The sequence below is a fragment of the Aromatoleum evansii genome, assembly GCF_045689615.1.
GTDB lineage: Bacteria > Pseudomonadota > Gammaproteobacteria > Burkholderiales > Rhodocyclaceae > Aromatoleum > Aromatoleum evansii.
This window is the reverse complement of record NZ_CP141259.1, coordinates 5,012,211-5,036,737: the sequence shown is the minus strand read 5'-3', so window position 1 is coordinate 5,036,737 and position 24,527 is coordinate 5,012,211. Positions and strand designations below refer to the sequence as shown.

General features: G+C 66.6%; 23 protein-coding genes and 2 tRNA genes. 2 read left to right on the top strand and 23 right to left on the bottom strand.

The window, feature by feature from the left end:
• Positions 1-11 precede the first annotated feature (11 nt).
• Positions 12-629: a 5-formyltetrahydrofolate cyclo-ligase gene (locus U5817_RS23590; RefSeq protein WP_169132387.1), complete on the top strand. Its 618-nt coding sequence runs from the start codon at positions 12-14 to the stop codon at positions 627-629.
• Here U5817_RS23590 and ilvA read toward each other — a convergent pair.
• The 11 genes from ilvA to thiL all read right to left on the bottom strand — a co-directional run bounded on the left by ilvA (position 608) and on the right by thiL (position 9,813).
• The gene (gene ilvA, locus U5817_RS23585) at positions 608-2,128 is read right to left on the bottom strand and encodes a threonine ammonia-lyase, biosynthetic (protein ID WP_407279021.1); all 1,521 of its coding nucleotides are present in this window, start codon (positions 2,126-2,128) and stop codon (positions 608-610) included. The two genes, U5817_RS23590 and ilvA, sit on opposite strands and share 22 nt — an antisense overlap.
• A gap of 86 nt (positions 2,129-2,214) precedes the next feature.
• A complete protein-coding gene (gene hprK / locus U5817_RS23580) occupies positions 2,215-3,156 on the bottom strand; it encodes an HPr(Ser) kinase/phosphatase (protein WP_169132389.1) in 942 nt (313 codons plus the stop codon).
• Positions 3,125-3,610, bottom strand: coding sequence for a PTS IIA-like nitrogen regulatory protein PtsN (gene ptsN, locus U5817_RS23575; protein ID WP_169132390.1), 486 nt, complete (start codon positions 3,608-3,610; stop codon positions 3,125-3,127). The genes hprK and ptsN overlap by 32 nt, the downstream gene beginning before the upstream one ends.
• 136 nt (positions 3,611-3,746) lie before the next feature.
• Positions 3,747-4,073 (bottom strand): ribosome hibernation-promoting factor, HPF/YfiA family, encoded by a 327-nt coding sequence (gene hpf / locus U5817_RS23570; protein WP_169132391.1) that lies wholly within the window; start codon positions 4,071-4,073, stop codon positions 3,747-3,749.
• A gap of 29 nt (positions 4,074-4,102) precedes the next feature.
• The gene (locus U5817_RS23565; RefSeq protein WP_407279020.1) at positions 4,103-5,551 is read right to left on the bottom strand and encodes an RNA polymerase factor sigma-54; all 1,449 of its coding nucleotides are present in this window, start codon (positions 5,549-5,551) and stop codon (positions 4,103-4,105) included.
• Between the two features lie 21 nt (positions 5,552-5,572).
• Positions 5,573-6,295 (bottom strand): LPS export ABC transporter ATP-binding protein, encoded by a 723-nt coding sequence (gene lptB, locus U5817_RS23560; RefSeq protein WP_169132393.1) that lies wholly within the window; start codon positions 6,293-6,295, stop codon positions 5,573-5,575.
• Positions 6,282-6,731 (bottom strand): recombination regulator RecX, encoded by a 450-nt coding sequence (gene recX / locus U5817_RS23555; RefSeq protein WP_169132394.1) that lies wholly within the window; start codon positions 6,729-6,731, stop codon positions 6,282-6,284. The genes lptB and recX overlap by 14 nt, the downstream gene beginning before the upstream one ends.
• 17 nt (positions 6,732-6,748) lie before the next feature.
• Positions 6,749-7,783, bottom strand: a complete 1,035-nt coding sequence (recA, locus tag U5817_RS23550) for a recombinase RecA (protein ID WP_169132395.1) — start codon at positions 7,781-7,783, stop codon at positions 6,749-6,751.
• An 85-nt stretch (positions 7,784-7,868) separates the two neighbouring features.
• Complete coding sequence (locus tag U5817_RS23545) at positions 7,869-8,348, bottom strand: nicotinamide-nucleotide amidohydrolase family protein (RefSeq protein ID WP_169132396.1); 480 nt, start codon at positions 8,346-8,348, stop codon at positions 7,869-7,871.
• Positions 8,349-8,352: 4 nt separating this feature from the next.
• Positions 8,353-8,832 carry a phosphatidylglycerophosphatase A gene (locus U5817_RS23540; RefSeq protein WP_169132397.1) on the bottom strand — a complete coding sequence of 160 codons (480 nt, stop codon included), beginning with the start codon at positions 8,830-8,832 and terminating at the stop codon, positions 8,353-8,355.
• A gap of 21 nt (positions 8,833-8,853) precedes the next feature.
• The gene (gene thiL, locus U5817_RS23535) at positions 8,854-9,813 is read right to left on the bottom strand and encodes a thiamine-phosphate kinase (RefSeq protein WP_407279019.1); all 960 of its coding nucleotides are present in this window, start codon (positions 9,811-9,813) and stop codon (positions 8,854-8,856) included.
• A gap of 145 nt (positions 9,814-9,958) precedes the next feature.
• Between thiL and U5817_RS23530 the strand changes: the two genes are divergently transcribed.
• Positions 9,959-11,908: a flagellar assembly protein A gene (locus U5817_RS23530; protein ID WP_407279018.1), complete on the top strand. Its 1,950-nt coding sequence runs from the start codon at positions 9,959-9,961 to the stop codon at positions 11,906-11,908.
• Between the two features lie 16 nt (positions 11,909-11,924).
• On the opposite strand, the gene U5817_RS23525 is transcribed toward U5817_RS23530, so the two are convergent.
• From U5817_RS23525 to queC, 12 genes are all read right to left on the bottom strand, one after another.
• On the bottom strand, positions 11,925-12,854 hold the full coding sequence (locus tag U5817_RS23525; protein ID WP_169131688.1) for a branched-chain amino acid ABC transporter permease: 930 nt from the start codon (positions 12,852-12,854) through the stop codon (positions 11,925-11,927).
• A 70-nt stretch (positions 12,855-12,924) separates the two neighbouring features.
• A complete protein-coding gene (locus U5817_RS23520; RefSeq protein ID WP_169131690.1) occupies positions 12,925-13,809 on the bottom strand; it encodes a branched-chain amino acid ABC transporter permease in 885 nt (294 codons plus the stop codon).
• 87 nt (positions 13,810-13,896) lie between these two features.
• Positions 13,897-15,114 carry an ABC transporter substrate-binding protein gene (locus U5817_RS23515; RefSeq protein ID WP_407279017.1) on the bottom strand — a complete coding sequence of 406 codons (1,218 nt, stop codon included), beginning with the start codon at positions 15,112-15,114 and terminating at the stop codon, positions 13,897-13,899.
• 28 nt (positions 15,115-15,142) lie between these two features.
• Positions 15,143-15,871, bottom strand: a complete 729-nt coding sequence (locus U5817_RS23510; protein WP_169131694.1) for an ABC transporter ATP-binding protein — start codon at positions 15,869-15,871, stop codon at positions 15,143-15,145.
• Entirely contained in the window at positions 15,864-16,619 is a 756-nt protein-coding gene (locus U5817_RS23505) for an ABC transporter ATP-binding protein (RefSeq protein ID WP_407279016.1), read from the bottom strand. The genes U5817_RS23510 and U5817_RS23505 overlap by 8 nt, the downstream gene beginning before the upstream one ends.
• 315 nt (positions 16,620-16,934) lie before the next feature.
• On the bottom strand, positions 16,935-18,575 hold the full coding sequence (locus U5817_RS23500) for an acyl-CoA synthetase (RefSeq protein ID WP_407279015.1): 1,641 nt from the start codon (positions 18,573-18,575) through the stop codon (positions 16,935-16,937).
• Positions 18,576-18,761: 186 nt separating this feature from the next.
• On the bottom strand, positions 18,762-20,423 hold the full coding sequence (locus U5817_RS23495; protein ID WP_407279014.1) for a putative bifunctional diguanylate cyclase/phosphodiesterase: 1,662 nt from the start codon (positions 20,421-20,423) through the stop codon (positions 18,762-18,764).
• Positions 20,424-20,569: 146 nt separating this feature from the next.
• A tRNA-Lys gene (locus tag U5817_RS23490) sits at positions 20,570-20,645 on the bottom strand.
• 31 nt (positions 20,646-20,676) lie between these two features.
• Positions 20,677-20,752: transfer RNA gene (locus U5817_RS23485), tRNA-Lys, on the bottom strand.
• A 68-nt stretch (positions 20,753-20,820) separates the two neighbouring features.
• Positions 20,821-21,807, bottom strand: coding sequence for a response regulator (locus U5817_RS23480; RefSeq protein WP_169131702.1), 987 nt, complete (start codon positions 21,805-21,807; stop codon positions 20,821-20,823).
• A gap of 18 nt (positions 21,808-21,825) precedes the next feature.
• Positions 21,826-23,625, bottom strand: a complete 1,800-nt coding sequence (locus tag U5817_RS23475) for an ATP-binding protein (RefSeq protein ID WP_169131704.1) — start codon at positions 23,623-23,625, stop codon at positions 21,826-21,828.
• Between the two features lie 179 nt (positions 23,626-23,804).
• Positions 23,805-24,488, bottom strand: coding sequence for a 7-cyano-7-deazaguanine synthase QueC (gene queC, locus U5817_RS23470; protein ID WP_407279013.1), 684 nt, complete (start codon positions 24,486-24,488; stop codon positions 23,805-23,807).
• Positions 24,489-24,527 lie beyond the last annotated feature (39 nt).

Below are 24,527 nucleotides of genomic sequence, written 5' to 3'. Positions count from 1 at the left end.
ACCATACCACAGTGAATTCCGCCCATCCTGCCCCCGGCATAGATTCCGCCGATCCCTCCGAGCAGCGCCGCGCCCTGCGCGCCCGCACCATCGCCGCGCGTCAGGCGCTCACGGCGACGCATCGCGCCGCGCTGATGCGCCATCTGGAAATCCATCTCGGCGAACTCGTCGCTCGCCTGGCGCCGACGAGCCTGGGCTTCTGCTGGCCCTACCGCGGCGAGCCGGACCTGCGCGCCTGGGTCACGCACTGGCTGGCGGCGGACAGCGCGCGCGTCGCGCTGCTGCCCGTGGTGCCGCATCAGGCCGGCCCGATGGAGTTCCGCCGCTGGATTCCCGGCATGGAAATGCCGCTCGACCGCCACGGCATCCCGCATCCGGCGCACGGCGAGGCGGTCGTTCCCGACATGATCCTCGTGCCGTGCAACGCCTTCGACGCCGCGGGCTACCGCGTCGGCTACGGCGGCGGATACTTCGACCGCACCCTGGCGGTGATGGATCCCGTCGCGGTGGGGCTGGGCTTCGAGTTCGCGCGGGTCGATGACGTGTGGCCCCAGCCGCACGATCGTCCGATGGACTGGATCGTCACCGAGGCCGGCGCCTTCCCCGCTCAGCCCAGGAACATGCGGTAGGCAGGATTGGCCGACTCGTCCGCGTATTCGTAGCCGAGCCGGTCGAGGAAGTCCTGGAAGGCGCCCTTGTCCTCGGGCGGCACCTGCATGCCCACCAGCACGCGGCCGAAATCGGAGCCGTGGTTGCGGTAGTGGAACAGGCTGATGTTCCAATCCGAATGCAGGCTGGTGAGGAAGTTCATCAGCGCGCCGGGACGCTCGGGGAATTCGAAGCGGTACACCAGTTCGTTGTTCACGTGCGGTGCCCGGCCGCCGACCATGTAACGGATGTGGCTCTTCGCCATCTCGTCGTCGGTCAGGTCCACCGCGGGCAGCTCGTGGCGTTCCAGCATCTCGACCACGCGCGTCGCCTCGGCACGGTTATGCACCGCGACGCCGACGAAGATGTGGGCCCGCTGCGGATCGGCGTAGCGGTAGTTGAACTCGGTGATGTGACGGTTGCCGATCAGGCTGCAGAACTTGCGGAAGGAGCCCGGCCGCTCGGGGATCGTTATTGCGAACACTGCCTCGCGCTGTTCGCCGACCTCGGCGCGCTCGGCGACGAAGCGCAAGCGGTCGAAGTTCATGTTCGCGCCGGAAGCCACGGCAACCAGGTTCTTGCCGTGCAGGTTGTGGCGTTTCGCGTACTCCTTCGCGCCGGCGACCGCGAGGGCGCCCGAGGGCTCGAGGATGGAGCGTGTGTCCTCGAACACATCCTTGAGCGCCGCGCAGATCGCGTCGTTGTCGACCAGAATCATCTCATCGACGTACTGCTGGCACAGGCGGAAGGTCTCCTCGCCAACAAGTTTCACCGCAGTGCCGTCGGCGAACAGCCCGACCTGCTCGAGCTCGACGCGCCGGCCTTCGGCGAGCGAGCGCGTCATCGCGTCGGCGTCCACGGTCTCCACGCCGATGATCCTGGTTTCGGGGCGCAGGCGCTTGATGTAGGCCGCCACGCCGGCGATCAGGCCGCCGCCGCCGACGGCGCAGAACACCGCGTGGATCGGGTCAGGGTGCGCGCGCAGGATCTCCATGCCGATCGTGCCCTGGCCGGCGATCACGTCCGGGTCGTCGTAGGGATGGACGAAGGTCAGCTTCTCGGTCTTCTCGAGCTCCACCGCGTGGGCGTAGGCGTCGGAGTAGGAGTCGCCCGCGAGCACCACCTCGCCGCCGCGCGCCTTGACCGCCTCGACCTTGATCTGCGGCGTGGAGGTCGGCATCACGATCACCGCGCGCACGCCCATGCGCTGCGCGGAGAGCGCGACGCCCTGCGCGTGGTTGCCGGCCGAGGCGCAGATCACACCGCGCTTGAGGGCCTGCGGCGACAGGTGCGCCATCTTGTTGTACGCGCCGCGCAGCTTGAAGCTGAACACCGGCTGCATGTCCTCGCGCTTCAGGAAGACGCGGTTATGCACGCGCTCCGAGAGGTTCGTGGCGAGGTCAAGCGGCGTTTCCTCGGCCACGTCGTAGACGCGGGCATTGAGGATCTTTTCCAGGTAATCCGGTGTTGCGGCAGTCATCGGGGAAGCCTTCGCGGGGCGGCGCAAAGACATTGAGCGTATCAGCCGATGCGGCACTGCGGCAAGCGTCTTGCCGGCCGTGCCGTTCAGAGGGTTTCGCCGTCCGCGTCGAGCAGGCGCTGCTGGCGGTCGATGAATTCCTGCGTCGAATCGATGCCGCGCAACTGCAGGATGGTCGAGCGCACGGCAGCTTCGAGCAGCACCGCGATGTTGCGTCCGGCCGCGACCGGCAGGGTGGTGCGGATCACCGGCACGCCGAGGATGTCCTGCGTCTCGCGCTGCACCGGCAGGCGCGAGGGGTCGGACTGGCCCGGCAGGCGGCGTTCCAGATGCACGATCAGGCGCAGGCGCATCTTGCGCCGGCAGGCGGTCTCGCCGAAGATCGTGCGGATGTTGAGGATGCCCAGGCCGCGCACCTCGATGAAGTCCTTGAGCATCTCCGGGCAGCGCCCTTCGAGCACGGTCGGCGCGATGCGCGAGAACTCGACGATGTCGTCGGCGACCAGCCCGTGACCGCGCGAGATCAGCTCGAGCGCGAGCTCGGACTTGCCGGCGCCCGAGCTGCCGGTGATGAACACGCCGATGCCGAGCACGTCCATGAACACGCCGTGCAGGGAGATCTTCTCGGCGAGCTCGCGCGACATGTACAGGCGCAACTGGTCGATCACGCTCGCGGAGGGCTGCGGCGTCGTGATCAGCGCGACGTCGGCGTATTCGCAGATGCCGCGCAGGATGTCGGGGATCGCGCAGCCGTCGGCGACGATGATCGCCGGCGGGCGCGCACCGATGATCTCGGTGAGGTGGTGGGCGACCTTGTCGCGCGCATGGCGCTGCGCCCACGCGAGTTCGGCCGCGCCCAGGATCTGGATGCGCGTCGGGTGGATCAGGTTGAGGTGGCCGACGAGGTCGGCTGGCCAGATGCGCTCTTCGTTGACCGAGATGACCCGGTCCAGCCGGCCGCTGACGTGCGTCAGCTCCAGCTGTTCGCGGTGCAGGTCATACAGCCGCGCGACGCTGGTCTGCCGCATGCGGGCCCCAGGAGGCGAACAGCGAATGGATCGTTGCGACGTCGGGTGCGTTCTGCAGTTGCTCGCGGAAATCGCGGTCGCTGAACATCTGTGCGAGCTCGGAGAGCAGTTGCAGGTGGGTCTCGTTGGCCTGCTCGGGCACCAGCAGCACGAACAGCATCGTGACCGGGCGGCCGTCGGGGGCGTCGAACTGCACCGGGACCGAAAGGCGCAGGAAGGCGCCGGCGGCGTCCTTCAGGCCCTTGATGCGGCCGTGGGGAATGGCGATGCCCTGGCCCAGGCCGGTCGAGCCGAGGCGTTCACGTGAAAACAGGCTGTCGAAGACGACGCTGCGGGCGATGCCCTGATTGTTCTCGAACAGGAGGCCGGCTTGTTCGAAGACGCGCTTCTTGCTGCTCGCGTCCAGATCGATGACGACGTTCGAAGGAGGCAGGAGTTCGGCGATGAGGCTCATGCGGATCACCACCTGCACGACACGGGCCGTGCCGCTGCCGATCGGGGGCGGGAGGAGGCTCGGGGTGTGCGGCAGGCGCGGGTTGAAAACGCGCGAATTATAAACACACCCCGGACCCCCGGCGTGAACTAAAGGATCACAGCTCGGTCGGTTGCTGGTGCTTCAGCGTGTCGTGGCCATGGTCGTGGTTCTTGCCCTTGTATTTGAGCACCTGGCGGTCGAGCTTGTCGGCCATGCTGTCGATCGCCGCGTACATGTCACCGTCCTCGCTCTCGACGTAGATGTCCTTGCCGCGCACGTGCAGCGTGACTTCCGCCTTCTGGCGCAGCTTCTCCACCGACAGGATCACGTTGACGCTGGTCACGTTGTCGAAGTGGCGGATGACGCGATCCAGCTTGGTGTTGACGTACTCGCGGATCGCGGGGGTGACTTCGACGTGATGTCCGGTGATGGTGAGATTCATGATGTTTCCTCGTATTGTCAGATCGTCTTTCAGATCGCTTTGCGCAGGCTGACCGGCGGGATATTGAGTGACTCGCGGTACTTCGCGATCGTCCTGCGTGCCACCACGATACCCTGCTGGCCCAACAACTCGGCAATTTTCGCGTCGGACAGGGGCTTTTTCCTGTCTTCGGCCTCCACCAGCTGGCGAATCAGCGCTCGAATCGCCGTGGAAGATGCCGCCCCACCGGTGTCGGTGGCAACGTGGCTGCCGAAAAAATACTTCAGTTCAAACACGCCGCGCGGTGTGGCCATGAACTTCTGCGTCGTGACCCGCGAGACCGTCGACTCGTGCAGCTCGAGCTGGTCCGCGATCTCCCTCAACGTCAGGGGTCGCATCGCCACATCTCCATAATCGAAGAACTGCCGCTGCTGGTCAACGATCGCCTGCGAAACCCGCAGGATGGTGTCGAAACGCTGTTGCACGTTCTTGATCAGCCAGCGTGCTTCCTGCAGCTGGCTGGTGAGTGCGCCGCCCGATCCGCGGTTCTGCTGCAGGATGCTGGCGTACAGCGAATTGATGCGCAGCTTGGGCATCGCCTCGGGGTTGAGCGTGACCGTCCAGCGGTTGCGCACCTTGCGCACGACGACGTCCGGCAGGATGTAGCGCGTCTCCTGCACCGAGTGCTGGGAGCCCGGATGCGGGTCGAGACGGCAGATCAGCGCGTGCGCGGCGCGCAGCGCGTCGTCGTCGCAGCCGGTGGCGCGCTTGATGCGCAGGAAGTTGCGCTCGGCGAGCAGGTCGAGGTGCTCGTCGACGATCTTCAGCGCGAGGTCGCGCGTCGGGCAGGAGGGCATCGCCCTGAGCTGCAGGCTCAGGCATTCCTGCGGGTTGCGCGCGCCGATGCCGGCCGGGTCGAGGTTCTGTACGTGGTGCAGCGCGATCGAGAGGTCGTCGAGGTCGTATTCGAGCTCGGGCGGCAGCAGCGGCAGCAGTTCTTCGAGCGACTGGTTGAGGTAGCCGTCCTCGTCCAGCGCCTCGATGATGAAGCGCACCAGCGCGCGGTCGCGGTCGGACAGCGGCGACAGGCTCACCTGCTGGTCGAGGTGGTCGCGCAGGCTGGTGCCGGCGGCCTGCAGTTCCTGGAAATCGGTGTCGTCGTCATCGTCGCGGTTCGAGGAGCCGCTGCTCGCGCTCGACCATTCGCCGGCTTCGTCGAAGCTTGCCGGCTCGCTCTCGCCATGCGCCTCCTCGGGGGAGGCAGGTGTTTCGGCCTGGTTGCCGGCGGCTTCGCTCGGCTCGCTCGAGCCCTGGGCCGCGCCCGGCGAAAAATCGCTGCCGTCGCCGTCCTCGCGCTCGAGCATGGGATTCTCGAGGAGGAAGCGTTCCAGCTCCTGGTTCAGCTCCAGCGTGGACAGCTGCAGCAGCTTGATCGATTGCTGCAGCTGCGGCGTCAGCGTGAGGTGCTGGGAGATCTTGAGCTGGAGGGACGGTTTCATGGCGCTTCGCCGATAGTGGGCTCAGAGGCGGAAATGCTCGCCGAGATAGACGCGGCGAACCTGTTCGTTGGCGACGATCTCGTCGGGGCGTCCGCTGGCGAGCACGCGGCCTTCGCTGATGATGTAGGCACGGTTGCAGATGCCGAGCGTCTCGCGCACGTTGTGGTCGGTGATCAGCACGCCGATGCCGCGGTCGCGCAGGAAGCGGATGATCTTCTGGATATCGAGCACGGCGATCGGGTCGACGCCGGCAAAGGGCTCGTCGAGCAGGATCAGGCGCGGGTCGGTCGCGAGCGCGCGGGCAATCTCGCAGCGGCGCCGTTCGCCGCCGGACAGCGAGACCGAGGTGTTGTCGCGCAGGTGCGCGATGCCCAGTTCCTCGAGGAGTTCCTCGAGAAGCTCGTCGACGCGTGCGCTGCCGAGGCCCCGCAGCTCCAGCACGGCGCGGATGTTCTCGGCGACGGTGAGCTTGCGGAATACGCTCATTTCCTGTGGCAGGTAGGACAGGCCGAGGCGCGCGCGCGCATGCACGGGCAGGTGCGTGAGCTCGGCGTCGTCGAGGCGGATGTCGCCGCCGTCGGCACGCACGAGGCCCACGATCATGTAGAAGCAGGTGGTCTTGCCGGCGCCGTTGGGGCCGAGCAGGCCGACCACTTCGCCGCTGCCGACCTCGAAGCCGACATCGTGGACGACGGTGCGCGCCTTGTAGCGCTTCTGCAGTCCGGCGACCTTAAGCAGACTCATCGGGGTTCTCTTTCAATATCTTGCGTATCACGTCGGTGCCGAAGCCGCGCCCCTGCAGGAATCTCGCCTGCCTGGCCCACTCGCGCGCGTCGGCCGGCGTGGCGCCGAACTTGCCGCGCCACACGGTGCGGGCGCGTTCGACGTCATCCTCGACCGCCTCGACATCGAGTGCGGCGTCTATCGTGTCGCGTCCGACGCCGCGCTGGGCGAGCTCACGGCGCAGCCGCGCGGTGCCGAAGCGGGCGGCCTTGCTGCGCACCCAGGCTTCGGCGAAGCGGTGGTCGCTGAGCAGGCCCAGTTCGGTGATGCGGTCGAGCACGTCTTCGATCTCGTCGGCGGAGCCGTGCGGGGCGAGCTTGCGGGCGAGCTCGGCGCGCGAGTGCTCGCGGCGCGCGAGGTGCCGCAACGCGCGTTCCCGCAGGCTCGTCTCCGGCATGATCCCGTGAAGGGGCGTCAGGCCGCCTCGGCAGCCGGTTGCGCGGGCTCGGCCGGCAGTTCCTTGAGGCCGACCGCGACGCGCACCTTGTTCTCGATCTCGCGCGCGAGCGCCGGATTGCCGCGCAGGAACTCGCGCGTGTTGTCCTTGCCCTGGCCGATCTTGTCGCCCTGGTAGGAGTACCAGGCGCCCGCCTTGTCGACGATCTTCTTCTCGACGCCGAGGTCGATGATCTCGCCTTCGCGCGAGATGCCCTCTCCGTAGAGAATGTCGAAGTGCGCTTCCTTGAACGGGGGCGAGACCTTGTTCTTGACGACCTTGCAGCGCGTCTCCGAGCCGACGACCTCGTCGCCCTTCTTGATCGCGCCGGTACGGCGGATGTCGAGGCGCACGGAGGCGTAGAACTTGAGCGCATTGCCGCCCGTGGTGGTCTCCGGGTTGCCGAACATCACGCCGATCTTCATGCGGATCTGGTTGATGAAGATCACCAGCGTGTTGGTGCGCTTGATGTTGGCGGTGAGCTTGCGCAGCGCCTGGCTCATCAGGCGGGCCTGCAGGCCGGGGAGCTGGTCGCCCATCTCGCCCTCGATTTCGGCCTTGGGGGTGAGTGCCGCGACCGAGTCGATGACGACGATGTCGACGCCGCCCGAGCGCACCAGCATGTCGGCGATCTCGAGCGCCTGCTCGCCGGTGTCGGGCTGCGAGATCAGCAGATCGGTGATGTTCACGCCGAGCTTTTCGGCGTAGCCGACGTCGAGCGCGTGCTCGGCGTCGATGAAGGCGGCGGTGCCGCCGAGCTTCTGCATCTCGGCAATGACCTGCAGCGTCAGCGTGGTCTTGCCGGACGATTCCGGGCCGTAGATCTCGACGACGCGGCCGCGCGGCAGTCCGCCGAGGCCGAGCGCGATGTCGAGTCCGAGCGAGCCGGTCGAGACGGTCTGGATGTCCTTCTCGACGTTGCCGTCGCCCATCCGCATGATCGAACCCTTGCCGAACTGCTTCTCGATCTGCGAGAGCGCGGCGGCGAGGGCCTTGGCCTTGTTGTCGTCCATGTCCTGTCCTTTCAAAACGTTGGGGAATTATGGCACAGAGATTGCTGGTGCGCTGCAGGTCACTATTACGGTGCCCTGAAAATGATTATGTCATCAAGCCGGCGAGTGCGTGGATGACCGCCTGGCGCCGGATCCGGGTGCGGTCACCGGTGAAGTGAACGGTTTCGCTGCGCAGTTCGCCGTCACGTTCGCCCCACGCGAAGCACACCATGCCGACCGGCTTGGCGGCGGTGCCGCCGCCGGGGCCGGCGACGCCGGAAACCGCGAGGGCAAAGCGTGCGCGGCTGTGCGCGAGGGTGCCGGCGACCATTTCGCACACCGTCTCCTCGCTGACCGCGCCGCTGCCGGCGAGCGTCGCCGCAGCGACGCCGAGGAGCTCCTGCTTGGCCTCGTTGGAATAGGTCACGAAGCCGCGGTCGAACCAGCCGGAGCTGCCGGCGGTGGCGGTGACGGTCTCGGCGACCCAGCCGCCGGTGCAGGATTCGGCGCAGGCGAGCGTGGCACCGCGCGCGGCGAGCCAGTCGCCGACGCGGCGCGACAGGGCGTGCAGTTCGTCGTCGTTCATCGGATCACCCCAGCAAATGCTTCAGCACCGCAAGCGCGAGAATCGCATAGCCGGCGGCGATCAGGTCGTCGAGCATCACGCCGAAGCCGCCGCCGATGCGGCTGTCGGCCCAGCGGATGGGTTGCGGCTTGACGATGTCGAAGAAGCGGAACAGCACGAAGGCCGCCGCCTGCCACGCGAGGCCGGGCGGGGCGAAGAACAGCACCAGCCAGAACGCGACGATCTCGTCCCACACGATCGCGCCGTGGTCCGATGCGCCCAGGGCGCGGCCGGTGCGGTCGGCGGCGATGATGCCGGCGACGAAGAAGCTCGCGAGCAGCGCGAGGAAGACGAAATCCGAGATCGGCGCGCGCAGCAGTGGGTAGAGCAGCCAGGCGGCGAGGGTGCCGGCGGTGCCGGGGGCGCGCGGCGAGAGGCCCGAGCCGAAGCCGAGCGAGATGAAGTGGGCGGGGTGGCTCAGGAGCAGGCGGACGGTGGGACGCATGGACGGCTTGGGCGGGAGGATTCAGGCGAAATGGTCGTAGCCGGCGTGGGTCGTGGTGTGCTCGCGCCCGTCGGCTTCGCGAAGTACGAGTTCATCGGCGTTCGCGGTGATCGTGCCGATGCGCGACAACGGCAGTCCGTGCTTGCCGGCGAGGGCGGCGAGGTGCTCGCGTCGTGTCGGCGCCGCGGTGAAGAGGAGCTCATAGTCGTCGCCGCCGGACAGCAGGCAGCGCCGCGCGAGGACTTCGTCGGCCCCGCAGGCACGCAGGGCGGCCAGCGGCAGCGCTTCGACCTCGATGCGCGCGCCGCAGCCGGAACATTCAAGGATGTGGCCGAGATCGCCGAGCAGGCCGTCGGAGACGTCGAGCATCGCGCTGGCGACGCCGCGCAGCGCCTGCCCGAAGGCGACGCGCGGTTGCGGGCGGTGCAGGGCAGCGAGACAGGCATGTGCCGCTGCGGGCGCGAGCGCCGCTTCGCCGCGCAGGTGCGCGAGGCCGAGTGCGGCGTGGCCCGGTTTCCCGGTGATCCACAGGTCGTCGCCGGCTCGCGCGTCGCCGCGCGTGATCGCGGCGCCCGCCGGCACTTCGCCGAAGATGGTCACGCACAGGTTCAGCGGGCCGCGTGTGGTGTCGCCGCCTGCGAGATCGACGCCGAATACGTCGGCGCAGGCGAAGAAGCCGCGCGCGAAGGCCGCGATCCACGCTTCGTCTGCCGCCGGCAGCGACAAGGCCAGCACGGCCCAGCGCGGTTCGGCGCCCATCGCGGCGAGGTCGGAAACATTGACCGCGAGCGTCTTCCAGCCCAGCGCCTCGGGCTCGGCGTCGGCGAAGAAATGCGTGCCGGCGACCAGCATGTCGGTCGATACGGCCAGTTGCATGCCCGCGCGTGGCGTGAGCAATGCCGCGTCGTCGCCGACCGACAGGGTTGTGTGCCGTGCGGGGCGGGTGAAGTGGCGGCGGATGAGGTCGAACTCGGAGGGCATGGGGGGCGGGCGCGGTTGGTCGCGCGCAAGCTTACCGCAGTCGTGGCGGCTGCGCCCAACGGTGCCCGCACGCGGAGCGCCCATGCGGGGCGCGGACGGGTAAGATGAAAACAAATGTTGCGGGCAAGGGGACGGAATGGTTGCCATGGTGGCCGATGCTCTGAGCGATGGGGACGATCCCCTGCCGGATTTCATCGTCCGCGACGAGGGCGGGCTGTGGGTTGAGCTGTCGCGCCTGGGAGGATCCGCCGAGTTCCGCGCGTGGGTCGATCAGACATTCATCCGCGGCGTCTGTTTCCGCGGGCTCGATTACGCCGCCTTCCAGCATTTGGCCTTCGACTGCGAGGCAGGGCGCGCGGATGATGAAGCCCGGGCATGCGTGGCCGCGGGACGGCCGTCGCGCGTGCGTTTCTCCTCGGGCATGAGCCATGTGCTGCCGGTGCGCATTCCCCTGTATCGCGGCCTGAAGATTTCCGGCGCGCGTGCCGAGTATCTGTTCGAGCCGGTGAGCATCGAGTGCACGGTGCCGCGTACCGCCGAGGGCGGCGGGGCGGGGGGGCAGGAATTCGACACGGTCGCTCAGAAAACCCGGCTCGATTTCGACGAGTTCGTCGCGCAGGCGTGGCTCAAGGGGCTGCGCTGCGGCATCGACGAGGCGGTTGTCCGCGATGCGATCGGGAACGAGCGGACGGGCAGGATCGTCATCGCCCACGCGGTACCGCCGGGTGCCGGCCGCGACGCGGGGGTCGAGGAGCTGTCGAGCGGCCTGCATCGGGATGACGCCCCGGGATTGCTGCCGGACGGACGTGTCGACCTCGCCCGCTTTCGCAACCGCTTTCCGCAGATCCGCGCGGGCGAGAAGCTGTTGCGCAAGCTGCCGCTCGTGCTCGGTGCGCCGGGCCGCGAACTCGACGGCCGGGCAGTGGCGCCCGCGCTGCCGAAGGATATCGACTTTGCCGCGCTCGCCGGCACGGGGACGCGCGTCGAAAACGACGCGGAGGGTGAGTTTCTCGTCGCGACGATCGACGGCTTCCTCGACATCGACGAGGCTTCGAGCAAGGTTTCGGTCACCGAGAAGATCGTCAATCGTGCCGGCGTGAGCCTGCGCACGACGGGCGACCTCGTGCTGATGGGCGACGATTACGAGGAGCATGGCGAGATCCAGGAAGGTCGTGTGGTCGAGGGGCTCAACGTGACGACCTTCGCCGACGTGTTCGGCAAGATCGTGTCGCGCGGGGGCACCGTCGTGCTGAAGAAGAACGTGAGTGGCGGGGCGATCGTGAATCCGGGCGGGCAGGTCGCCGTCGAGGGCCGTGCAAGCGGCGCGACGATCCTCGCGCCGGATGGCGAAGTGACGCTGCAGTATGCCGAGAACAGCCTGATCGTGGGGCGTCGCGTCGTCGTGCGGGAACGGGCGATCGGTTGCGACATCCTCGCGGACGAGCTGGACATCGCCCTCGTGGAGGCGTCCGTGCTGGCGGGGCGCACGGTTGCCGTTGCGCAGGTGCGTCCGCACGGGCCGGCCGAGACCGTCGTGTCCGTCCTGCTGCCGCCCGAGGATTCGCAGGGCGAGTTGGTCCGGGCGGCGCACGCGCAGCTCGCAGAGCTGCAGGCGGTCGACGAGCAGGCCAGGCAGATCATGGAGGCCCTGCGCGCACGCCCCGGGGTGGGCAATTACCTGACGGTCGCCGCCAGGGTGCAGCGACAGGAGATTGTCTTGAACGCCGAGCAGCAGGCGGCCTTCCACAAGCTGCGCGACAGTGTGATGCCGGTGCTGAAGGCGATGGCGCAGGTGTCGGAACAGGGCAAGGCGCGTGCGGCTCATCGCGAGAAACTGCTGGCGGCGATTGCCGGGGTGGAAGCGGCGCGGCAGGCGGCGGTCGCTTCGATCCACTGCAGCGTGGCGGACATCGGGGGCGAGCTGATCGTGCACGCGCGGCATCTGGCGGCCGATGCGAAGCCGCCGCAAGGGCTCGCACCGGGCGAGCTGAGGGCCTTCCTGCGGGCGACGCCGGGCGGGACCCGTCCGCTGTTTGCCGGCAGCGGCGGCAGCTTCGACTGGAGTCCGGCCGGGAGCTCAGGCGAGCAGGGTTGAACTCCCGGTGCCGTTGTCAGGGGCGGATGCCCGAACGCTTGATCAGCAGTGCGACTTCGCCGACGACGCCGCGGCGGAAGGCGAGCACGCACACGACGAAGATCACGCCGGTCAGCACGGTGACCCACTGGCCCAGTTCCGCGCCGTAGTTCTGCAGGCTGACGACGATGGTCGCGCCGACGATGGGGCCGAACACGGTGCCCACGCCGCCCAGCAGGGTCATCAGCACGACTTCGCCGGACATGTGCCAGTGCACGTCGGTGAGGGAGGCGAGCTGGAACACCAGCGTCTTGGTCGCGCCGGCGAGGCCCGCGAGCGCGGCCGAGAGCACGAAGGCGAGCAGCTTGTAGCGATCGACGTCGTAGCCGAGCGAGATCGCGCGTGGCTCGTTTTCGCGGATCGCCTTCAGCACCTGGCCGAAGGGCGAGTCGATCGCGCGGTCGATGACCCAGAAGCCGAACAGGAACACCGCGAGCACGAAGAAATACATGTTCATCGTGTCGGCGAGATCGATGAGGCCGAACAGGCGCCCGCGCGGAATGCCCTGCATGCCGTCCTCGCCGCCGGTAAAGGGGAACTGCAGCGCGAGGAAGAACACCAGTTGCGCGAGCGCGAGCGTGATCATTGCGAAGTAGATGCCGGCGCGGCGGATCGCGAGGCTGCCGAAGATGAAGCCCAGCACGGCAGCGCCGGCGCTGCCGGCCAGCAGGCCCAGTTCCGGCGACAGGCCGAGCCCCTGCATCGCGTAGCCGCAGATGTAGCCGGCGGAACCGAGGAAGGCCGCGTGGCCGAAGGACAGCAGGCCGGTGTAGCCGAGCAGCAGGTTGAAGGCGCAGGCGAACAGCGCGAAGCACAGGATCTTCATCACCAGCACCGGGTAGACGACGAAGGGCGCGACCAGCCCGATCAGGAGCAGGACGATCCAGCCGATGTGTTTGCCGTTCATGATGCGATTCCCGGTGCGGAGGCGCCGTGGGGCGCGGGGGGCAAGGCTGTGGGGTGGCGCGGCATGGCGCTCATCGCTCCCGTCCGAACAGTCCGGCCGGCCGTAGCAGCAGCACGATGCCCATGATGACGAAGATCACCACCGCGGAAGCTTCCGGATAGAACACCTTGGTCAGGCCTTCGATCAGGCCGAGGCCGAGGCCGGTGACGATCGAACCCATGATCGAGCCCATCCCGCCGATGACGACCACGGCGAACACGACGATGATGAGGTTGGAGCCCATCACCGGGTTCACCTGCAGCACCGGCGCGGCCAGCACGCCGGCGAAGGCCGCGAGCGCGACGCCGAAGCCGTAGGTGAGCGTGATCATCAGCGGCACGTTGATGCCGAAGGCCTGCAGCAGCTGCGGGTTCTCGGTGCCTGCGCGCAGGTAGGATCCGAGCTTCGTGCGCTCGATGATGAACCAGCTGCCGAAGCACACGACCAGCGACACCGCGATGACCCAAGCGCGGTATTTCGGCAGGAACATGAAGCCGAGGTTGAAGCCGCCCGCGAGCAGCTCGGGGACCGGGTAGCTTTCGCCCGAAATGCCGAAGCGGTAGCGGAACAGCCCTTCGATGATCAGCGCGAGGCCGAAGGTGAGCAGCAGGCCGTACAGGTGGTCCAGCTTGTACAGATGCTTGAGCATCGTTCGTTCGATCAGCATGCCGAACGCCCCGACGACGACGGGGACGGCGATCAGCGCGACCCAGTAGTTGAGCCCGAGCCAGTTCAGGCCGATCCACGCGCAGAAGGCCCCCATCATGTACAGCGCACCGTGCGCGAAGTTGATGATGTTGAGCAGGCCGAAGATGATCGCCAGCCCGAGGCTGAGGATCGCGTAGAACGAGCCGTTGATGAGCCCGATCAGCAGCTGCCCCATCAGGGCCTGGATCGGAATGCCGAAGATGTCCATGGTCTCGCGCTCGGATGTCGGTGCGGGCCGCGGGGTCGTGCGCGCCTGCGGCGCTCACGACCCCTGCTCATGGCCGGGCTGGCGTGCCTACTTCTTGACCAGCGGGCACTTGCTCTCGGCCAGCGGGATGAAGGCGTCCTCGCCCTTGATGACTTCGCGGATGTGGTAGTAGTCCCACGGATACTTCGACTCGGACGGCTTCTTCACCTGCGCGAGGTACATGTCATGCACCATGCGGCCGTCGGCGCGCACCTTGCCGTTCTTGGCGAAGAAGTCGTTCACCGGCATCTCGCGCATCTTCGCCATCACCGCCTTGGCCTCGTCGGTGCCGGCGGCCTTCACGGCCTTCAGGTAGTGATAGACGGACGAGTAGTTGCCGGCCTGAACCATCGTCGGCATGCGCTTCATCTTCTCGAAGTAGCGCTTCGACCACGCGCGCGTCTCGTCGTTGTAGTCCCAGTAGAAGCCCGTCGTCAGGTACATCCCCGCCGTGGCCTCGAGACCGAGGCTATGCACGTCGGAAATGAACATCAGCAGGCCGGCGAGCGACTGCTTGGGCGTGATGCCGAACTCCTTGGCCTGCTTGATCGAGTTGATCGTGTCCGCGCCCGCGTTGGCCAGCCCGATCACCTGTGCGCCCGAGGCCTGCGCGCTGAGCAGGAAAGACGAGAAGTCGCTGCCCGGGAAGGGGTGGCGAACGCTGCCCAGCACCTTGCCGCCGCTCTTGGTGACCACCTCCGAGGTGTTCTTTTCGAGCGAATGGCCGAAGGCGTAGTCGGCGGTGATGAAATACCAGTTCTTGCCGCCCTGCTTGACGACCGCCTTCGCGGTGCCGACCGGCAGCGAGTAGGTGTCGTAGGTCCAGTGCACGGTGGTGTCGTTGCACTGCTCGTTGGTGATCGGCGTCGAGCCCGCGCCCGACACGAGCGAAATGCGGTTCTTCTCGTTGGCGACCTTCATCACCGCGAGCGCGGTCGAGGTCGTCACGAGGTCGACGATGGTGTCGACCTTCTGCGTGTCGAACCACTCGCGTGCCTTGTTGGCCGAGATGTCGGCCTTGTTCTGGTGGTCGGCGGAGATGACCTCGATCTTGAAGTCCGGTTTCTCCTTCGCGATGAAATCCTCGACCGCCATTTTCGTCGCCTCCACCGTGCCGGGGCCGGCAAGGTCGGAGTAGGTGCCCGACATGTCGGTGAGCACGCCCAGCTTCACCGCACCGTCGCTGACGTTGGTGGCCGCCTGCGTGAATGCCGGTGCGAACGCGACGGCAGCGGCCACTGCCGAACCCAGAATCTTGCGCTTCATCCTCTCTCTCCTCCTCGTGTGCCGGGGCTCAGACGCCCAGCAGTTTTTGCAGCAGGGGCATCTTCGAATCGAGCTCGTCCTTGCTCACCATCTCGACGATGCGACCGTGTTCGATCACGTAGTGGCGGTCCGCGAGCGGCGCCGCAAAGCGGAAATTCTGTTCGACCAGGATGATGGTCAGGCCCTTCTCCTTGAGCTGCGCGATGACGCGGCCAAGCGCCTGCACGATCACCGGCGCGAGGCCCTCGGTGATCTCGTCGAGCAGCAGCAGGCGCGCGCCGGTGCGCAGGATGCGCGCCATCGCCAGCATCTGCTGCTCGCCCCCCGAGAGCCGGCTGCCGGGGCTGTTGCGCCGCTCCTTGAGATTGGGGAACATCTCGTAGATCTCGTCGAGCGACATCCCGGTGCTGTTCACCGCCGGCGGCAGCAACAGGTTCTCCTCGGTCGAGAGGCTCGCGTAGATGCCGCGCTCCTCGGGGCAGTAGCCGATGCCCAGGTGCGCGATGCGGTGCGTCGGCAGGTCGATGACCTGGCGGCCGTTGATCATGATCGAGCCGCTGCGGCGGCCGACCAGGCCCAGGATGGCCTTCAGCGTCGTCGTGCGGCCGGCACCGTTGCGTCCCAGCAGCGTCACTAGCTCGCCGCGGTTCACCTGGAAGTCGATGCCGTGCAGGATGTGCGACTCGCCGTAGAACGCGTGCAGGTCGTTCACCCGCAGCATCTCGGAATCGGGCGTGAATGCGCTCGCCTTAGCCATGTGCGGTACCCATGTAGGCTTCCAGCACGCGCGCATCGGCCGAAACGACGTCGTAAGGCCCCTCGGCGAGCACGGCGCCGCGCTGCAGGACGGTGATCGTGTCGCAGATGTGCGAGACCACGCCGAGGTTGTGTTCGACCATCAGCACCGTGCGGTTCGCCGCGACGCGCTTGATCAGGTCGGCCACACGACCGACGTCCTCGTGGCCCATGCCCTGCGTCGGTTCGTCGAGCAGCATCAGCTCCGGCTCCAGCGCCAGCGTCGTCGCGATCTCCAGGGCGCGCTTGCGCCCGTAGGGCAGCTCCACCGTCACCGAGTCGGCGAAGGTCTGCAGGTCGACCGATTCGAGCAGTTCCATCGCGCGCCCGTTGAGCACGTCGAGGCTCTTTGCCGAACGCCAGAAGTGGAAACTCGTGCCGAGTTTGCGCTGCAACGCGACGCGCACGTTCTCGAGCACCGACAGGTGCGGGAACACCGCAGAGATCTGGAAGGAGCGGACGATGCCACGGCGGGCGATCTGCGCAGACTTCTCCGGCGTGATGTCGATGCCGTTGAAACGGATCGTGCCGCGGGTGGGTGTGAGGAACTTGGTCAGCAGGTTGAAGACCGTCGTCTTGCCCGCGCCGTTGGGGCCGATCAGGGCATGGATCGTGCCGCGCTGCACCTGCAGCTTGACCTTGTCGACCGCGACGAAGCCTTTGAACTCCTTCGTGAGGTCGGTCGTTTGAAGGATGTAGTCCGTGCTCATCGCGTCTGTCAGATCCTGCCTCTCTCTGTGGGTCGAAGCTGAACTGCGCCGGCAGCGGGGGTGCCGGTTGAAACACGTTGCGTCGTAGCGGAGCCTGCAAGGACGGCCGCATCTGGATTATAAGAATCCATGTTGCAGCGATATGTATCCTTGATCACGGCCGGCACAAGCTAACACCCGTGCCGGGGGGCGTCAATGCATGCCGCCTAGGGGTGAACCCGCATGCCTGCTCGATCCGCACGCGGCGCATGAAGAAAAAGGCCGCCGCTGCTTGCGCAACGGCGGCCTTCGCGGAGACCTGGCGGCAGTCGCGCGTTACTCGATCGCGGACACCGATTTCGCCTGCTCGCGCAGCACGAACTTCTGGATCTTGCCCGTCGAGGTCTTGGGCAGCACGCAGAACTCGACGTACTTCGGCACCTTGTAGCGCGCGAGGTGTTCGCGGCAATGCGCGATGATGTCATCCGCCGTCACCGCGACGCCTTCCTTGACCTCGACGTAGGCCGCCGGCACCTCGCCCCACTTCGCGTCGGGCTTCGCTACCACCGCCGCCGTCAGCACTGCCGGATGGCGATACAGGACCTCCTCGACCTCCAGCGACGAAATGTTCTCGCCGCCCGAGATGATCACGTCCTTGGAACGGTCCTTGATCTTCACGTAGCCGTCGGGCTGCATCACGCCCAGGTCGCCGGTGTGGAACCAGCCCCCCGCGAAGGCTTCCGCGCTGGCCTTCTCGTTCTTCAGGTAGCCCTTCATGACGAGGTTGCCGCGGAACATCAGCTCGCCCATCGTCTCGCCGTCGGCCGGCACGGGCTCCATCGTCTCGGGGTTGAGCACCGTGATCGCTTCCTGCATGTGGTAGCGCACTCCCTGGCGGCCGTTGCGCTCTGCGCGGTTGGCGATCGGCAGTTCATCCCATTCCGGGTGCTTCGCGCACACCGACGCCGGGCCGTAGGTCTCGGTCAGGCCATACACGTGGGTGATGTCGAAGCCGATGCGCTCCATGCCCTCGATGATTGCGGCCGGAGGCGCGGCGCCGGCGATCAGCGCCGACACCTTGTGCTCGATGCCCGCGCGCATGCCTTCGGGCGCATTGATCAGCATGCCGTGCACGATCGGCGCACCGCAGAAGTGGCTGACCTTGTGCTTGCGGATCAGCTCGCAGATCAGCGCGACGTCGACCTTGCGCAGGCACACGTTGATGCCCGCGTTGGCCGCCATCGTCCACGGGAAGCACCAGCCGTTGCAGTGGAACATCGGCAGCGTCCACAGATACACCGCATGCTGCGGCATCCCCCAGCTGATGATGTTCGAGGCGGCGTTCAGGTAGGCGCCGCGGTGGTGGTACACGACCCCCTTGGGGTTGCCCGTCGTGCCCGAGGTGTAGTTCAGCGCGATCGCGTCCCACTCGTCCTGCGGCAGGTGCCACTCATAGGCCGGATCGCCGCCGGCGATGAAGTCCTCGTACTCGATCTCGCCGCAACGGTCGGTGCCGGGATACTCGGCATCCAGGGCGTCGATGATGACGGGCTTGGGGCCGTCGAGCAGTTCAAGCGCGCGACGGATCGTCGCGGCGAACTCGGGGTCGGTGATCAGCACCTTCGCCTCGCCGTGCGCCAGCATGAAGGCGATGGCCTCCGGGTCGAGGCGGGTATTCAACGTGTTGAGCACCGCGCCGGTCATGGGCACGCCGAAGTGCGCTTCGTACATCGCCGGCACGTTGGGCAGCATCACCGCGACGGTGTCGCCGCGCCCCACGCCCTTCTGCACCAGCGCGCTGGCGAGACGGCGGCAGCGCTCATAGGTCTGTGCCCACGTGAAGGAGCGGCCGCCGTGGATCACCGAGGTGCGCTGCGGATACACATAGGCCGAGCGTTCGAGGTAGCTCAGGGGCGAAAGCGGCACGTAGTTCGCCGCGTTCTTGCCCAGACCCTGGTCATATGGACTGTTCGACACGATTTTCCTCTTTATTGGAGTAGTTGATCGATGACGCCGTTGCCGGCGCCTGTCGGGATGGGCGGCCGTTGCCGGCCGTGGGAGTCCTGATGGCGATGGGCGCCAATGTACCCAAATCCGCTAGACGCACCAAACGCTTCCGGCCTGGAATGTGCGACTGCGGCGCCCTGCGTGCGAAGAAAGTGCTCAAGTCTGGCGTTGCGCGAAACGGCGCACGAAGTCTTCGCCCTTCATCGCCTGGCCGTAGAGGTGCCCCTGGAACTCGTCGCAGCCTTCGTTGCGCAGGAATGCGGCCTGGTCCTCGGTCTCCACGCCTTCGGCGATCACCCGCAGCCCCAAAGTGCGCGCGACGCCCAGCACGGTGCGCACGATCGTGTCGTTGCCCTGGTTGCGGCCGATGCCGCTCACGAAGCTGCGGTCGATGTTGAGCTTCGATATCGGCAAGGTCTTGAGGTTTCCGAGCGGCGAAAAGCCCGTCCCGAAACCGTCGATCGACAGCCGGATGCCCATCTGGTCCAGTGCCTCGAGGGCGGGCACGACATAGGCGACGTCGGAGAGCACCGATTCGCGGAACTCGAACTCCAGCGACTGCGGCGAGATCCCGGTCTCGGCCACCAGCGCGGCGACGCTGTCGACGAAGTCGATGCGTTCGAGCTGTCGTGCCGAGATGTTCAGCGACAGCACCGGCGGCGCGACACCGGCTGCCTGCCACGCGACGAACTGCGTGAAGGCACGGCGCATCACCCATTCGCCGAGCGGGTGGATGAGTCCGTTGTCCTCGGCGATCGGCACGAAGCGCTCGGGTTCGACGGCGCCCAGCTCGGGGTCGGTCCAGCGCACCAGCGCCTCGACGCCGAGCACCGAACTGCCCGCGACGTCGAACAGCGGCTGGAAGTGGAGCTCCAGCGCGCCGCTGGCGATGGCGCGGCGCAGTTGCGTCTCGATCGTCGCGCGCTCGGTGGCGAAGGCCGTCATTTCGGCGGAGTAAAAGCGGTAGCCGTGGCGGTCGTGGCTGCGCGCCTGCAGCATCGCCGCATCTGCGGCGGTCGCCAGGTCGTCGAGCGTGTAGCCGTCCATGGGGTAAAGGCTGATGCCGACATTCGCGCCGGCGTAGACGTCGATGCCGTCAACGGTGAGCGGTCGCTCCAGCGCCTTGAGCAGCTGGTCGGCCGTCACGCTGGCATCGCGCGGTCCGTTGATGCCCTCGATCAGCACCAGGAACTCGTTCTCGCCGTAGCGCGCGAGCGTGTCGGTTTCGCGCAGGTGCGTTGCGAGTTGCTCCGACGCGGCGACGAGGAAGGGATCGTTCGGCACCTTGCCTTGCGGCGTCACCTCGATCATGAGTACCGCGAGCTGGCGCGCATCACGCAGGCTGCGCCGCGCCGCCTGCTCGAAACGGTCGCGCAGCAGCATGCGGTTCGGCAGGCGGGTGAGCGGGTCGTGGTAGGCGAGGTCGCGCAGCTTCTCCTGCTCCGCCATGATCCGGCCGATGTCGGTGAACACGCCGACGTAATGCAGGATCTCGCCGGTGTCGTTGCGCACCGTGCTGATCGACAGCCATTCGGGGTAGATCTCGCCGTTTTTGCGGCGATTCCATATTTCGCCCTGCCAGCGGCCTTCGTCGCGCAGCGCGAGCCACATGCGCGCATAGAACTCGCGCCCGTGGCGCCCCGAGCGGAGCATGGCCGGGGTCCTGCCGAGGACGTCGGCGGCCGGGTATCCGGTCAGTGCGGTGAATGCGTCATTGACCGCCAGGATGCGTCCCTGGGGATCGGTGATCGCGATGCCTTCTGCTGCGTTCTGGAAGACGATGTGGGCAAGCTGCCCGGAGTCCTGAATGGCCGTCATGATCCGCCTCTCGTGCACATCCGGATATTATGCCGAAGCCGGGCTGAACAGGATTTGCTTATCGTCATATGCCCGCATCGCCGGGTGATGCGCGAGGGAGCCGAAAAGCAAAAAGGCCAGCTGCAGGAGCCGGCCTTCTCGGTATCTGGTGGGGGCACTAGGACTCGAACCTAGGACCAATTGATTAAGAGTCAACTGCTCTACCAACTGAGCTATACCCCCGATGCCATCTGCAGGAAGTTCCACCTTGCGGTGGTAGGCCGTGCTGGATTCGAACCAGCGACCAACGGATTAAAAGTCCGCTGCTCTACCAACTGAGCTAACGACCCCCGTGCAGAAGGACCCGAATTCTATGCAAGCGTTCGAGGTCCGTCAAGCAATTGTGACAGAAATTACTTCAGCCCGCTCCGAAGAGGCGGCGGAACCCTGCGCCGAGGGACGCCATGAAGCCTCCGCCCTTGGCCGCAGCGGCGGTTTCGGCCTGCGGTGCAGCCCGCTCGACATCGGAAATCAGGGACTCCATGGCGCCGGCCGAGGTGGTCTCCACCGCGTGGCGGAAGGTCAGCGCCGGGTCGCTGACGAGCGCGCCGTGCTTGCGCAGCGCCGACTGCAGCACGAGCTTCAGGTATCCCGTGCGGATGGGCTTGGGAACGAAGCGATAGATCTGGCCCTGGTTGATCAGTGTCGTGATGGTGTCGGCGTCGCTCTCGCCGGTGAGCATCACGGTGACGATCTCCGGGTGCTTGCTCTTCATCAGGCGCACGAGGCGTGTCGCATCGATGGTGCCGACGCGCGTCTCGGAAATGATCACCGACACGTCCTCGTTGTTGAGGATGCCCACCGCGTCGGCAAGGTTGCGTGTGTACGAGACTTTTGCGCTGGCGCCGACGAGGTCGGCAACGGCGCGCCCCATCTCGGGGTCGTCGTCGATGACGAGGATGCGTTCGCCGTTGGCGATGATGGGTGCATCCTCGGGGATCTCGGCGGCCGGTGTCTCGACGGGCTGGGTCTTGGCGATCGTGATCGCCTGGGCGACCACCTTGGGCAGTTCCGAGATGTTCCACGGCTTGTTGATGAAGCGGAATACCTCGCTCTCGTTCACCGAGCGCACGATCGCCTGCATGTCCGAGTAGCCGGTCAGCAGGATGCGCATCGTGCGCGGCGAGAGCTTGCGCACTTCGCGCAGGACCTCGACGCCGGTCATCACCGGCATGCGCTGGTCGCTGATGACGACGTCGAAGTCGTGCTGTTTGACGAGCTCGAGCGCCTCGGCGCCACTGGTTGCGGTGAACACCTCGAACTGCTTCTGCAGCAGCCACTGGAGCGAGCGGACGATGCCCGGTTCGTCGTCGACGCAGAGTACCTTGCCGGCCAGTCGTGTCATGGGTTTCTCCTGCCTGTGTCAGGCGGCCTGCGCCAGAGGTGCCTCTTGGCGCACCGGCAAGGTGACGGTGAAGGTCGTGCCGACACCGATGCGCGTGCTGACGGTGATGTCGCCGCCGTGTTCGGTGACGATGTTACGCGCAATCGCGAGGCCGAGTCCGGTGCCTTCGCCGGCGGGCTTGGTCGTGTAATAGAGGTCGAAGATGTGCGGCAGCACATCGTCGGGGATGCCGCGGCCGTTGTCCTGGACCTCGACGTGGACCTGGTCGCCTTCCGCGAAGCTGCGGATGCGGATGCGCCCCGGGCCTTCGATCGCCTGGGCGGCGTTGTTGATGAGGTTCAGGAATACCTGGTTGAGCTGCGAAGGATTGCATTCCACGCTGGGCAGCTGGCCGTACTCCTCGACGAGTTCGATGTTCTTCGGGAGCACCGTCTGTGCGATGTAGGCGACCGTGTGCAGTGCCTTGTTGAGGTCGGCGTTGGTTGTCGCCGCCCGGTCGAGGCGGGTGAAGTCGCGCAGGTTCACGACCAGTTCGGACATCTGGTCGATGCCGCCGAGCACGTCCTTGAGCATCTCCTGCAGCATGGTGACGTCGACATTGCCCTCCTGCAGCTTATCGAGGTTTGCCTTGAGCTGCGACACCTTGATCGTGACCTTGTCGCCGTCGACGTCCTCGAGGATGGAGGAGAGCCTGCCGGCGACCTTCATCGGCAGTTCCATGCTCTGCAGCGCGTCCTTGACCATCAGGATGTTGTTCTGCGAGAACGCGAGCGGGGTGTTGAGCTGGTGCGCGACGCCGGCGACCATCTGGCCGAGCGAGGCCATCTTTTCCGACTGCGCGAGCTGTTGGTGCGCGTGGGCGCGGTCGGCTTCCTGCTGCTGGATGATCTTTTCGGCGCGCCGCACGATTACGAGCAGCGCCGCGAAGAGCAGCAGGAGAAGGCCTGCGATCGTTGCGAGCTGGCGATAGGACGTGGCGTCGACTGCGTCCTGGTTGGCCGCCGCGGCTTCGCCGAGCTTCTTCTGGTTATCGGTCGCGGTGCTGCGGATCTGTCCCGAGGTCTGCTGGATCTGCTTCAGGAAGGGCGTCACGTCGGAGTAAACCTCGAACACGCCGACGATGCGCGAGGAGCCGGGCTCCAGCACCGGGAGGTAGCTGCCGATCAGGTCGCGGTTCTCGACGACGCCCTCGAAGGCGCTGAACTTGCCGCGGTGGGTGAGCTCGCTCTTGGGCACGCCGTCGAAGGCCGCGCTGCGCCAGCCGGCGTTGAAGCTCTTGTCCTCGCCGATCTGGGCGTGCTCGGACGAATACACGGTGATTCCGCGCAGGTCGAACACCTTGATCTTGAACACGGTGCTCTTCTTCATCGAGTCGAACACCTTGGCGTCGATCGCCTTGAAGCCGGGCAGGGCCATGATGCGCTTGCCGATATCGGCGAAGCAGGCCTTCTTCTCGGGCGGGGCGGCTTTCTTGCCCTTGTCGTCGGTGACGTCGGCAATCGCCTGGCAGCCCGTGACGTCGATGGCCTGGACCTGCGCGACGAAAGGCGCGAAGTCACGCTCCCAGAGGGCGTTGGCGAAAAGGCGGGTGAGGTTGACGTTGCCCGCCTCGTGAATCGTCAGCAGGTCGCGCCGCGCGGCGTCTTCCTGCTGCTTGGCGAAGGATTGCTGCACATCGCCGAAGAATGCCAGTTGCTCGTCGTTCGTCTGCTTGTAGAACTGGCTTTGTTCGCGCTCGAAGTAGATCAGGCTCAGTGCGACGAGGCCGAACATGCCGAGGCTGGCAAGCGTGAAGTACCGAACTAACCTGAAACGCATCGAAAGATCCCCCGAAAGGCGGCACCGCCCATGGGGGAGATGTTACGAAACCTTTCAGCGAGCAGGGCTGACCTAGATCAAAGGGTGCAGGATGCAACGGAGCAGTATCCTTCAAATCCTCGGTTAGGACGAAGGAATAAATTCACGTCATCGGAAGAACCACCCTGAACACCCGGGTCTCAGGCGTAGCGCGTGGGGTCGGGAAGTCCCGCAGCCTCGAATCCGGCGCGCCGCAGGCGGCACGCGTCGCACCTGCCGCAGGCATGGCCGGCGTCGTCGGCCTGGTAGCACGACACTGTCTGGCTGTAATCGACGCCCAGTGCGCTCCCGCGGTGGATGATGTCGGCCTTGGACAGTGAGATCAGCGGGGCGTGGATCCTGAGGCGTGCACCTTCAATGCCGACCTTGGTCGCGAGGTTCGCCATCGTTTCGAAGGCGGCGATGAATTCGGGGCGGCAATCCGGATAGCCGGAATAGTCGACCGCATTGACGCCGACGAAGATGTCGTTCGCGCCGAGTACCTCGGCCCAGGCGAGCGCGATCGACAGCATCACGGTGTTGCGCGCGGGGACGTAGGTCACGGGGATGCCGGCAGTGCTGCCTTCGACGGGCACGGGGATCTTTTCGTCCGTCAGGGCCGAGCCGCCGAACTGGCCCAGTTCCACGCTCGCGACGCGATGCTCGCGCGCCCCCAGCGATGCGGCTACGCGGCGAGCGGCCGCGAGTTCGGCGGCGTGGCGCTGGCCGTAGGCGACCGAAAGCGCATAGGTGTCGAAGCCCATGTCGCGCGCGATCGCGAGGCAGGTGGCGGAATCCAGTCCGCCGGACAGCAGGATGACTGCGCGCTTGGGGTGGTCGATCATGGCGATGGGCTCAGGGGATGGCGAATGCTGAAAGGCGCG